The sequence below is a fragment of the Streptomyces sp. NPDC051921 genome, assembly GCF_040680975.1.
Lineage (GTDB): Bacteria > Actinomycetota > Actinomycetes > Streptomycetales > Streptomycetaceae > Streptomyces.
In genome coordinates, this window is the sequence record NZ_JBFAXU010000032.1 from 64,230 (window position 1) to 74,363 (window position 10,134).

Consider the following 10,134-nt stretch of genomic DNA (forward strand, 5'->3'; position numbering starts at 1 on the left):
CACGGTAGGAAGCCGGCGTCGCGCCGGTCTTGACGTTTTGCGACACCCGGGGCCGGGGCCGGCGCCCGGCCGGCCGGTCAGCTGAAGTCGAGGCCGCCGGTGCGGGTGCGCTTCAGTTCGAAGAGGTCGGGGTGGGCGGCGAGGACGCGGTAGGCGTCGAAGAGTTCGGCGGCCTTCTCGCCGCGCGGGACGGCGCGCAGCACCGGGCCGAACCAGACGGTGCCGTCGACGTGCAGCGTGGGCGTGCCCACGTACGCCCCGGCCTCGGGGTCCTTGCCGGCGTCGTGGCTGCGGCGGACCGCCTCGTCGTAGGCGGGGTCGTGGGCCGCGGCGGCGAGCTCGGCGGGGAGGTCGAGCTCGGCGAGGGACTCGGCGATCACGGCGTCGAAGTCCTTGTTCCGCTGCTCGTGGATGCGGGTGCCGTACGCGGTGTAGAGCGGGCGCAGGATCTCCTCGCCGGCCTTGTCGGCCACGGCGGCGGCGACCCGGACGGGCCCGATGGAGGCGTCGACGAGGGTGCGGTACCAGTCGGGCAGCTCGTTGCCCTCGTTGTGGAAGTAGAGGCTCATGAGGCGGAAGCGGAGGTCGATGTCGCGCTGCCGCTCGACTTCGAGGATCCAGCGGGAGGTGATCCAGGCGAAGGGGCAGGCGGGGTCGAAGTAGAAGTCCACGGTCGTCGTCATGAGGGAAGAGTAAGGCGACTTTGGCCCGGAGTTCCGGGCCATTCGCACACTTCTGGACTGGGCCACTTCAGGCGTGCGGACTCGTCATCTCGACGAGTTTGACCACGGTGTTCCAGTTCCGGGCGGTGACGGTGAGGCCCTTGAAGAGGGCGGGCCGGGAGAGGGCCTCGCCGAGCTTGGAGCGGCCGAGGCCCTCGGGGGCGTAGAGGTAGAGGACGCGGTCGCCGAGCGCGAAGTCCTCGGGCAGGTAGGCGTCGCGGTCGAGGCCGGCGAGGCGCTGCTCGTCGAGGGGGCCGGAGAGGTAGAAGGCGTGCAGCTGCTTGCCCTCCAGTTCGGCGGCGGGGAAGGGGCAGTTCTCGGCGACGGCGGCGAGCCGGTCGTGGTCGAGGACGAGGCAGTCGACACGGAAGCCGAACCGCTCCTCGATCGCCGCTTCGAGCGCCGTGGTGAGCTCCTCGGCGGTGGCGTCGCCGTCGTCGGTGAAGACGGCGTTGCCGCTCTGGAGGTAGGTCTTCACGTCCCGGTGGCCGAGCTCCTCCAGCAGGGCGCGGAGTTGCGCCATGGGGACCTTGCGGTGTCCGCCGACATTGATCCCGCGCAGCAGCGCCGCATAGCTCGTCGTCATGGGCACACCATAGGACGGCCGCCGTGCCCCGTGGGGGAGGGCACGGCGGCCGCCGTCAGTGGTGCGGTGCCGCTACTCGACGATCTTCAGGAGCTTGTTGGCGGTGCCGGGGCTGGCGTTGCCGATCTTGTCGGGGGTGGCCCCCGACGTCAGCGCCTCGGCGACCTGGTCCGGAGTGGCGTCCTTGTGGCCCGCGAGGTAGACCGCCGCGGCGCCGACGACGTGCGGGGTGGCCATCGAGGTGCCGGAGATGGTCTTGGTCCCGGTGTCGCTGTCGTTCCAGGCCGAGGTGATCTCCGAGCCCGGGGCGTAGAGGTCCACGACCGCGCCGAAGTTGGAGAAGTCGGACTGCTGGTCGTCCTTGGTGGACGAGGCGACGGTGATCGCCTCGGGCACCCGGGACGGCGAGCCCTGTCCGGCGTCCGCGGACTCGTTGCCGGCGGCGACGGCGAAGGTGACACCGGAGGCGATGGCCTTCTTGACCGCGTCGTCGAGGGCCGGGTCGGCGCCCCCGCCGAGGCTCATGTTGGCGACGGACGGGCCCTGGTGGTTCTTGGTGACCCAGTCGATGCCGGCGACGACCTGCTCGGTGGTGCCGGAGCCGGCGTCGTCGAGAACGCGGACGGCGACGATCTTGGCCTTCTTGGCGACGCCGTGCTCGGTTCCGGCGATGGTGCCGGCCACGTGCGTGCCGTGACCGTTGCCGTCCTGGGCGGTGTCGTCGTTGTCGACCGCGTCGAAGCCGTTCGAGGCGCGACCGCCGAAGTCCTTGTGGCTGATGCGGACGCCGGTGTCGATGACGTACGCGGTGACGCCCTCGCCGCCGGAGTCGGGGTAGGTGTACTTGGAGTCGCCGGCCGTGTCGGTCTGGTCGACCCGGTCCAGGCCCCACGAAGGCGGGTTCTCCTGGGTGGCGTTGATGGAGAACGTGCGGTTCTGGACGACCTTGGCGACGGCCGGGTCCGCGGCGAGGCGCTTGGCCTCGGTCTCGGTGAGGCCGTTGACGGAGAAGCCGTTGACGCTGGAGTCGTAGCTGCGGCGCAGGGTGCCGCCGTACTCCTCCGCGAGGTCGGCCTTGTTCGCCTTCTCGTCGAGCAGCACGACGTAGCTGCCCGCGACGGCGCCCTCGACGCCGAGGCCGTAGACCGTTCCTTCGGCGGGCGTGGGGGCCGCGCCGGCGAACGGGCTGGTGAGGACGGTGACTCCGGCCGCTGCCGCGATCGCGGTCGTGACGGCGATGATCCGGATGCGCTTGCGGTCACGCTTGTGTATTGCCATGAAGAGGGGTCTCCTCGTCAGGATTTGTGGGGGGTCGGGCCGTTGGAAGAAGAACTTCCGGCGACCCGTTCGAAACCCTGACCGATTGACGAGTGCAAATCAAGGCCTTCACAGACCTGTGACTTTTTCAGCAAGGTTTCTTAATAAGAAAACGGGGCGAGTCGCCGCAACTCGCCTCACCCACAAGCGCGTTTGCGCCGTCGCGATCAGGCCAGTTCCGCCTCGATCAGGTCAGCCGCACGCTTCGTTCCCCCTTCGCGCGCCATCCCTTCCGCGATCTCCCGCGCCCTGCGGGCGACTTCGGGGTCGCCGACGAGGGCGAGCACGGCCTCCCGCAGCCGCCCGGGCGTGACGTCCTCCATCGACAGGTGCCGGGCCACACCGAGGGACTGCAGCACGTCGGCGTTGCCGAACTGGTCCACGGCCTGCGGCACGGCGACCATCGGGGTCGCGGTGGCCAGGCCCTCCTGGCTGCCGCCGGCTCCCGCATGGGTGACGAAGGCGTCCGCCTCCCGCAGGATCGCCTGCTGCGGCACCCAGGGGTGCACCTCGATGTTGTCCGGCACGTCACCCAGTTCGGCGGGGTCGACGAACCCGCCGATCTGCAGCACGACATGCCAGCCGTCGAGACCCCCGAAGGCCTCGACGCAGTCCCGGTAGAAGGCCGGCCGCTTGGTGAAGGAGGAGCCGAGCGAGATCAGGAGCAGCCTCTCGGCGCCCGCGGGCCGCCGCCATTCCCCCGGTCCGGGCTCGCTCCGACAGGAGCCGACGAACGTGAACACGCCTTCGTCGACCCGGTCGGCGTGCGGCTGGAGCACCTTCGGGATGAGCACGAGGCCGCGGCGCGGGCGCGCCACGAACAGGTCGGGACGGAGGTCGATCCCGTGCGAGGTGAGCCACGACTCGAACCGCGCGTAGTACTCCTTCCCGCGCGGCGAGGCCTTGAGCTCGGCGTACATCGGCCCGGCGACCTCCTCCTCGTACCCGTCCCACGGGACGAGGTTCGGCCAGAGCGAGACGGCGGGCACGCCCCAGGTGTGGGCGAGGACACGGGCGGGGTACGCGGTGATGTCGTGCAGCACCAGGTCGGGCCGGTCGCCGTCGAACGCGGCGGCGAGCTGCGGCAGCGCCTGCACCGCGTCGTCGAGGAACGGCTCGATGTTGTCGATGAGTTCGGTGCCCCAGGCGTCGGGGTCGTCGTCGGTCGGCAGGGTCGACCCGTAGACGACGGGGGTGGCACCGGTCGCGGCGACCTTCTCGGCGAACGCGGCGGGGATCGCGTAGCTCACGCGGTGCCCGCGGTCGACGAGTTCGCGGATGACGTCGAGGCTGGGGTTCACGTGCCCGTGGGCGGCGATGGAGAACATGGCGATGTGGGAGCGCGGAGTGGCGATCATGCCGCGACCCTAGATGAGACGATACGTCTCGTCTACTCAATTCCCCGGACCGGTCGCCCCGCCCGGTCGCCCCGCCCGGTCGCCCCGCCCGGTCGCCCCGATCGGTCCCGCCGCCGGGGAACGCCCAGGGAACGGCGGCCGAGGAAGGTGGCAGGTGGATCGAGGAGGTCGTCATGAACAGCACCGACACCACGACCGCCGCCACGGGCACCGCCGCCGGCACCGGTCGGCTCGCGGTGGGCGCCCGCGCTCCCGGGCTCACCGAGGCCGTCACCATGACCGGCGCGGCCCCGCCCGTGCTCGGCAGGAGCGGCCGGAGCGTCGTCCTGAAGTTCTACCGCTTCGCGAACTGCCCGCTGTGCAACCTCCACCTGCACTCCTGGGTGGTCCGCGCCGCCGAGGTGAAGGCCGCGGGACTCGTCCCCGTGGCGGTCTTCCACTCCCCCGTCCGCGCGCTGCGCGAACAGCTCCAGCAGGGCGCCGCCGTCCCCTTCGACGTCATCGCCGACCCCGACAAGCGCCTCTTCCGGGCGTACGGGGTGGAGGAGTCCCTCGCCGGCATGCTCCACGCGCGCGTGGCCGCCGACAACATGCGGGCCCTGCGGGCCGGTTACCGGAGCATGCTGCCGTTCGGCCACGAGGGCGGCATCCGGGGCCACCCCGCGGACTTCCTCGTCGACCCCGACGGGATCGTCCGCCTGGCGCACTACGGCGCGGACTACGCCGACACCCTCGACGTCGACACCGTCCTCAACGCGGCCCGCGACCTGCTGCCCGCACCGCCTCCAGGCCCCGCACCGCGCCCAGCCGGTCGAACGTGACCGCCGCCGCGGCCAGCAGCGCCGCGTCCTCCTCCCGGCCGGCGCCACCGGGCGACGCCCGGACCGCCTGGACCCGGGAACGGGCCGCCCAGTACGGCTGCCGGGCCCGCTCGTAGAGCCCGGCAGCCGCCAGATGGTGGGACCGGGCCGCGTCCACCGCGCCGCCCGCCGCCTCCGTGGCGGCCCGGGCGGTCTCGGCCATCGCGCTCCAGGCCGCACTCGCGAACAGCTCGGCGACCTCGGCCGCCTGCCGTGCGCGGGCCGCGGCGCCCGCCCGGTCGCCCAGCTCCGCGTAGGCCTCGGCTGCCACCGGGTTGAGCAGCGCCGCACAGCTCGGGCACCGGCCGTCCCGCTCGCTCGCCGCCGCCTCGGCCCGCACCGCTCGCAGCGCCTCGTCGGGCGCACCGCGCTCCAGCGCGTCGAACGCGGCCGTCGCGTACAGCCGGCCCCAGGCGTGCCGTGCCAGCGTGCCGACCGAGGCGAGCGCCATCCCGCGGCGCAGACAGGCCGCGACGGCGGTGCTGTCGCCGCGCCCGGCGGCCAGTTCGCCGAGCCGCTGCCAGGGCAGCACCCCGGACCGCCCGTCGAGCGAGGCGTGCAGTTCGGCACTGCGCTCCAGACAGCCGGGCGCCTCGTCCCAGCGCCCCTGGAGCAGCAGCGCCTCGCCGAGCAGGCACCAGGCGAAGGCCTGCGCGCGGCGGGCGCCCCGGGAGACGGCCAGGTCGAGCGTGTCGCGGGCGTAGCGCTCCACGGTGTCGGACAGGCCGTCGCCGTACAGGTGGTACTCGCCGATGCAGCAGTGGATGTCGAAGATCCGGGCCAACCGGGCCTCCGTGTCGGCGGCCGCACCGAACCGCTCGATCTCCAGACGCAGGCCCTCCCGCCAGGCACCCCGGTGGTGGCAGACGATCGCGAGGGTCTCGCTCGCGGCGGCCATGTCGGCGGGAGTGCCGACCCGTTCGGCGGTCTTCAGGCTGGTCTCGGCATCGCTCTGGGCCTCCTCGAGATCGCCCGTCTCGCACAGCAGGCCGGCCCGTACGCCCGCGAGCCTGCCCTCCTCCGCCTCGTCGTCGCCGTGCGCGAGGACGACCTCGGCGGCCCGCACATGGGCCTCGGCCTCGGCGGTCCGACGGGCCGCCAGATGCGCGGCGGCGGCCTTCCGGTGCCGCCGGGCGGACACGACGCCCTCGTCGTCGCCCGACAGCCGGACGGCCGTGCCGAAGGCGGCCGCCGCGCCCGACGCGTCCCCCGAGAGCATGCGCAGGTCGCCCACCTGCTCCCACAGCGCCCCCGTCAGCCCGGCGGCCTCCTCGGCTCGCCCGGCCCTGATCCGCTCGTACAGGCGCTGGGTGCGCACATCGGGCTCCGCGCCCACCTCCCGGGCGAGGGCGGTGCGCAGCCGCTCGTACGCGGCGAACGCGTCGTGCCGGCGTCCGGCGAGGGCGCAGACCCGCATCAGTGCGGCGGCGGCCTCCTCGTGCGCGGGCTCCTCGGCGAGCACGGTGCTCAGCGCGGTCGCGGCCCCCTCGAGGTCGGCGTGGGCCTCCAGGAGCCGGGCGAGGCCGAGGAGCAGCGCGAGCCGTTCGCCGCGGACGGCGTCGCGTCGGGTCTCGGCCCAGTCCTCGTAGCGGTACTCGGGCAGCAGCTCACCGCCGTACAGGTCGAGCGCCACCCGGTAAGCGTCCGGGTCGCCGCCGGAGCGGGCGGTGAGGGCGGCGGTCCGGAAGGCGTCGACGTCGACCCGGACGCGGCCGGGGCCGAGGCGCAGGCCCTCGTCGGCGGACTCGACGTACCGGTAGGTGGCGCCGGGGTCGGGGTCGAGGGCGCGGCGGGCCTCGTGGAGGGCCTTGCGGAGCTGGTTGGCACCGGCGGCGGGGCCCAGCTCCGGCCACAGGGCGTCGAGCAGCTGCTCACGGTCGAGCCGGTGGCCGGGGGCGAGGGCGAGGAGGGCGACGAGCGCCTTCGCCTTGCGCAGCCGCCAGCGGGCGTCGGGGATCACGTGCCCCGCGGTCTCGGCCCGGAAGCCGCCGAGCAGCCGAATGAGCAGAGCGTCCGTACCGCTCATGCCTCCGATTATCCGCGTCCACGGCTATCCGCGCTGGTAGCGGGCGAGCACCCGGTTGCCGTCCACGACCAGCCGGCGGCTCAGCTCCTCGGTGCCGATGGCACCGCTGTAGTACTCCTGGAAGGCGGGGGTGGCGACCTTGTCCTTCCATTCCGGATAGCCGCGCACCGCCTGGGCGGGGGCTGGTCTCAGTTGCCGGGCGACTGCCGCGCCGGTGGCCCAGCCGTACGCGGGGGTGTGCAGGGCGGGGTCGGCGAGGGCTGCGGTGGAGGTGGGCAGCATCCAGTCGCCGAGGGCGAGCCGGACCATGTTGCGGGGCTGGAGGAGGAAGTCGAGGAAGCGCGCGGCCTCCTTCTTGTGGGGGCTGTCCTCGGCGATGGAGAGGGTCTGCGGGCTGACGCCCTGCGCGAGCCCGCCGGCTCCGGCGGGGGCGGGCAGCACGATCCAGTCGAAGCCCTCGGGCGCCTGCTGCACGATCTGCTGCCGGTACGAGAAGCCCAGCGGGACCATCGCGTACTTGCCCCCGAAGAAGCCGGGCAGGGTGTCGGAGCCGCCGCTGCCGAGGGTGGCCCGGGAGGCGGTGCGGTCGGTGTCGATCATGGCGCGGACGGTGCCGGGGACGACGGCGTCGGCGTCGTCGAAGCGGAGGGTGACCTTGCCGTCCGGGCCCCGGTGGAAGAGCCGGCCGCCGGCCGACAGGCCCAGGTTGAGCGAGACGGAGACCGGCTCCTTGAGCGGCCAGGCCACGGCGTACCGCCCCTCCCCCATCCGTGCCGTCAGGTCCTGGGCGATCCGCCGGAACTCGTCCCAGGTCCAGGGCCGTTCGGCGGTGGGGACGCGGACGCCGGCGTCGGTCAGGACCTTCCGGTTGGCCATGATCATGCGCGGTTCCTGGAGGAACGGCACGCCGTAGACTCCGTCACCGAAGGTGGTCGTGCGCCAGCTGTGCGCGGGGATGTCGGCGCGCAGCCGCTCGGGCAGCAGGGTGCGCAGGTCCGCGAGGTAGCCGCCGTAGGCGAAGTCCGCGAGGTCGTCGGAGGCGTCGTGGACGATGTCGGGCGCCTCTCCGCCCTCGAAGGAGGTCAGCAGCTGGTCGTGGACGGAGTCCCAGCTGCCCTGGACGTAGTCGACCTGGATGTCGGGGTGGGCCGCGTTCCACTCGCGTACGAGCTCCTTGTTGGCGTCGACGGACTCCTTCTGCCAGGCGAGGGACTGGAAGCGGAGCCGGACCGCACCGCCGTCGCCGTCGCGCGGGCCGTCGGCTGCGGTGCAGCCGGTGAGCAGCAGCGCGAGGGCGGCGACACCCGCGGCGAGGGCCCGTACGCGACCGGGCCGCGCGCGCCTCACGCCTTCACCGCCCCGGCCGCCATGCCCCCGGTGATCCTCCGCTGGATGAGGGCGAAGACGACGAGCGAGGGGAGCGTGGCGAGAAAGGCCGCGGCGGCGAGCGGCCCGAGGTCGGCGGCGCCCTCCGCACCGAGGAAGTGGGTGAGGACGACGGGCAGGGTCTGCTTCTGCGGGGTCTTGAGGAGGACGAGGGCGAAGAAGAACTCGTTCCACGCGGTGATGAAGGCGAACAGCGCGGTGGCGACGATGCCGGGGGCGAGCAGCGGGCCGACGACGGAGACCAGGGTGCGCAGCCGCCCGGCGCCGTCGACGGCCGCGGCCTCCTCCAGCTCGGCGGGGACGGCCCGGACGTAGCCGGTGAGCATCCACAGGGCGAAGGGCAGCGACCACACCACGTACACCAGGACCAGGCCCGGGAGGCTGTCGACCAGGTGCAGGTTCTTGAGGACCAGGAAGAGCGGGATGATCAGGAGGACGAACGGGAAGGCCTGGCTGACGACGACCCAGCCGGTCGCGGCGGTGGTGAGCCGGGAGCGGTGGCGGGCGAGGACGTAGGCCATGGGGGTGGCGACGGCGACCGCGACGAGGGCGGCCGCCAGGGCTGCGAGCAGGCTGTTCCCGGCGGCTCTCAGGAGGGGCTGCTCGGTGAAGGCCTGCCGGAAGTTGTCGAGCGTGGGGTCCTGCGGGATCCAGGTGGGGTGCAGGGATCCGAGTTCCGTCGCGGGTTTGAAGGCGGTCGAGACCAGCCACAGGAACGGGAAGGCGAGGAAGGCCAGGTACGCGAGGAGCGCCGCGTACTGACCGGCGCGGGCCGGACCGCTGGTTCGGAAGGCGCTCACGGGTCTCTCCCTCACCGTTCCTCCTTGAGCCGACCGACGAGGTACAGGGCGAGGAGCACGGAGACGACGGCGACGAGCACGCAGCCCATGGCGGCGGCGTAGCCGAACTGCCCGTACCGGAAGGCCTCCTCGTAGGCGAAGAGCATGGGGAGCCGGGTCCGGCCGCCCGGTCCGCCGTTGGTCAGCACGTAGACCAGGGCGAAGGAGTTGAGGTTCCAGATGAAGTTCAAGGCGGTGACGGCGAGGGCGACCGGGCGCAGGGCGGGCCAGGTGACGGTGCGGAAGCGGCGCCAGGCGCCGGCGCCGTCGAGTGCGGCGGCCTCGTGGAGTTCGCGCGGGGTGTTCTGGACGCCGGCGAGCAGGGCGACCGTGGTCTGCGGCATGCCCGCCCAGACGCCGACCACGATGACGGCGGGCAGTGCGGTGCCGAGGCCGCTGAGCCAGGCCCGGCCGTCTCCGAGACCGAGGTCGTGGAGGGTCTCGTTGAGGACGCCCGCGTCGGGGTTGTAGACCAGCCGCCACATGATGCCGACGACGACCTCGGGCATGGCCCAGGGGACGATCGCGAGCGCACGGGCGAGCCAGCGCAGCCGCAGGTTCTGGTGGAGGAGCAGGGCGAGGCCGAGGGCGAGCAGGAACTGCGGGACGGTCACGCCGAACGCCCAGAGCAGGCCGATGCGGAAGGAGTCCCAGAACAGGGTGTCGTGCAGCAGGTCCTGGAAGTTGAGGCCCCCGATCCAGCGGGTGGCCTGGGTACGGCCGGACTGCGCGTCGGTGAAGGCGAGCGCGATGCCGTAGAGGAGCGGCCCGACGCTGAGGACCAGGATCGGCAGGAGCGCGGGCAGGACCAGGAACCAGGCACCGAAGTCACGGCCGGGGCCGCCACGGGCCCGGCCGGGGACGGTGCGCTCCGCGGACCGCCTCGGCGCGGTCGTCACACTGACCATTGCTCCCCCTGCGCGCGGTGTGCCACCCAGGGGGTGTGGCGAGGGTCCCGGCGACCGCTCCCGCACCCGGGAGGGCGAGGACGCCGCGCAGGCGCTGCGGGACACCGTGCGCCTGGCCCGGGAGGCCGAGGC

Annotated in this window: 9 protein-coding genes; 1 reads left to right on the top strand and 8 read right to left on the bottom strand. The window is 73.2% G+C overall.

Going from position 1 to position 10,134, the window contains the following annotated elements; translation table 11 throughout:
- Positions 1–77 precede the first annotated feature (77 nt).
- The 4 genes from AB0M16_RS32630 to mgt form a co-directional block, all read right to left on the bottom strand.
- Entirely contained in the window at positions 78–683 is a 606-nt protein-coding gene (locus AB0M16_RS32630; protein ID WP_365349442.1) for a DsbA family protein, read from the bottom strand.
- A gap of 67 nt (positions 684–750) precedes the next feature.
- A complete protein-coding gene (locus tag AB0M16_RS32635; protein WP_365349444.1) occupies positions 751–1,308 on the bottom strand; it encodes a DUF1697 domain-containing protein in 558 nt (185 codons plus the stop codon).
- A 72-nt stretch (positions 1,309–1,380) separates the two neighbouring features.
- Positions 1,381–2,586, bottom strand: coding sequence for a S8 family peptidase (locus AB0M16_RS32640; protein WP_365349446.1), 1,206 nt, complete (start codon positions 2,584–2,586; stop codon positions 1,381–1,383).
- 206 nt (positions 2,587–2,792) lie between these two features.
- Positions 2,793–3,983, bottom strand: coding sequence for a macrolide-inactivating glycosyltransferase (gene mgt / locus AB0M16_RS32645; RefSeq protein ID WP_365349448.1), 1,191 nt, complete (start codon positions 3,981–3,983; stop codon positions 2,793–2,795).
- A 173-nt stretch (positions 3,984–4,156) separates the two neighbouring features.
- Between mgt and AB0M16_RS32650 the strand changes: the two genes are divergently transcribed.
- Entirely contained in the window at positions 4,157–4,804 is a 648-nt protein-coding gene (locus AB0M16_RS32650) for a peroxiredoxin-like family protein (protein WP_365349450.1), read from the top strand.
- On the opposite strand, the gene AB0M16_RS32655 is transcribed toward AB0M16_RS32650, so the two are convergent.
- Genes AB0M16_RS32655 through AB0M16_RS32670 form a run of 4 tightly spaced genes read right to left on the bottom strand, consistent with a single transcriptional unit; the run spans position 4,734 to position 10,002 of the window.
- Positions 4,734–6,869 (bottom strand): BTAD domain-containing putative transcriptional regulator, encoded by a 2,136-nt coding sequence (locus tag AB0M16_RS32655; RefSeq protein WP_365349452.1) that lies wholly within the window; start codon positions 6,867–6,869, stop codon positions 4,734–4,736. The genes AB0M16_RS32650 and AB0M16_RS32655 overlap by 71 nt on opposite strands.
- Positions 6,870–6,893: 24 nt before the next feature.
- Positions 6,894–8,216, bottom strand: coding sequence for a sugar ABC transporter substrate-binding protein (locus AB0M16_RS32660; RefSeq protein WP_365349454.1), 1,323 nt, complete (start codon positions 8,214–8,216; stop codon positions 6,894–6,896).
- Positions 8,213–9,055 carry a carbohydrate ABC transporter permease gene (locus AB0M16_RS32665; RefSeq protein ID WP_365349456.1) on the bottom strand — a complete coding sequence of 281 codons (843 nt, stop codon included), beginning with the start codon at positions 9,053–9,055 and terminating at the stop codon, positions 8,213–8,215. Before AB0M16_RS32665 ends, AB0M16_RS32660 begins: the two co-directional genes overlap by 4 nt.
- An 11-nt stretch (positions 9,056–9,066) precedes the next feature.
- Positions 9,067–10,002, bottom strand: a complete 936-nt coding sequence (locus AB0M16_RS32670) for a sugar ABC transporter permease (RefSeq protein WP_365349458.1) — start codon at positions 10,000–10,002, stop codon at positions 9,067–9,069.
- Between the last annotated feature and the right edge of the window lie 132 nt (positions 10,003–10,134).

Coding starts and splice junctions, on each gene's coding strand:
- AB0M16_RS32635 (WP_365349444.1), bottom strand. CDS start 1,308: ATGACGACGAGCTATGCGGCGCTGCTGCGCGGGATCAATGTCGGCGGA.
- AB0M16_RS32640 (WP_365349446.1), bottom strand. CDS start 2,586: ATGGCAATACACAAGCGTGACCGCAAGCGCATCCGGATCATCGCCGTC.
- AB0M16_RS32630 (WP_365349442.1), bottom strand. CDS start 683: ATGACGACGACCGTGGACTTCTACTTCGACCCCGCCTGCCCCTTCGCC.
- AB0M16_RS32650 (WP_365349450.1), top strand. CDS start 4,157: ATGAACAGCACCGACACCACGACCGCCGCCACGGGCACCGCCGCCGGC.
- mgt (WP_365349448.1), bottom strand. CDS start 3,983: ATGATCGCCACTCCGCGCTCCCACATCGCCATGTTCTCCATCGCCGCC.
- AB0M16_RS32655 (WP_365349452.1), bottom strand. CDS start 6,869: ATGAGCGGTACGGACGCTCTGCTCATTCGGCTGCTCGGCGGCTTCCGG.
- AB0M16_RS32670 (WP_365349458.1), bottom strand. CDS start 10,002: ATGGTCAGTGTGACGACCGCGCCGAGGCGGTCCGCGGAGCGCACCGTC.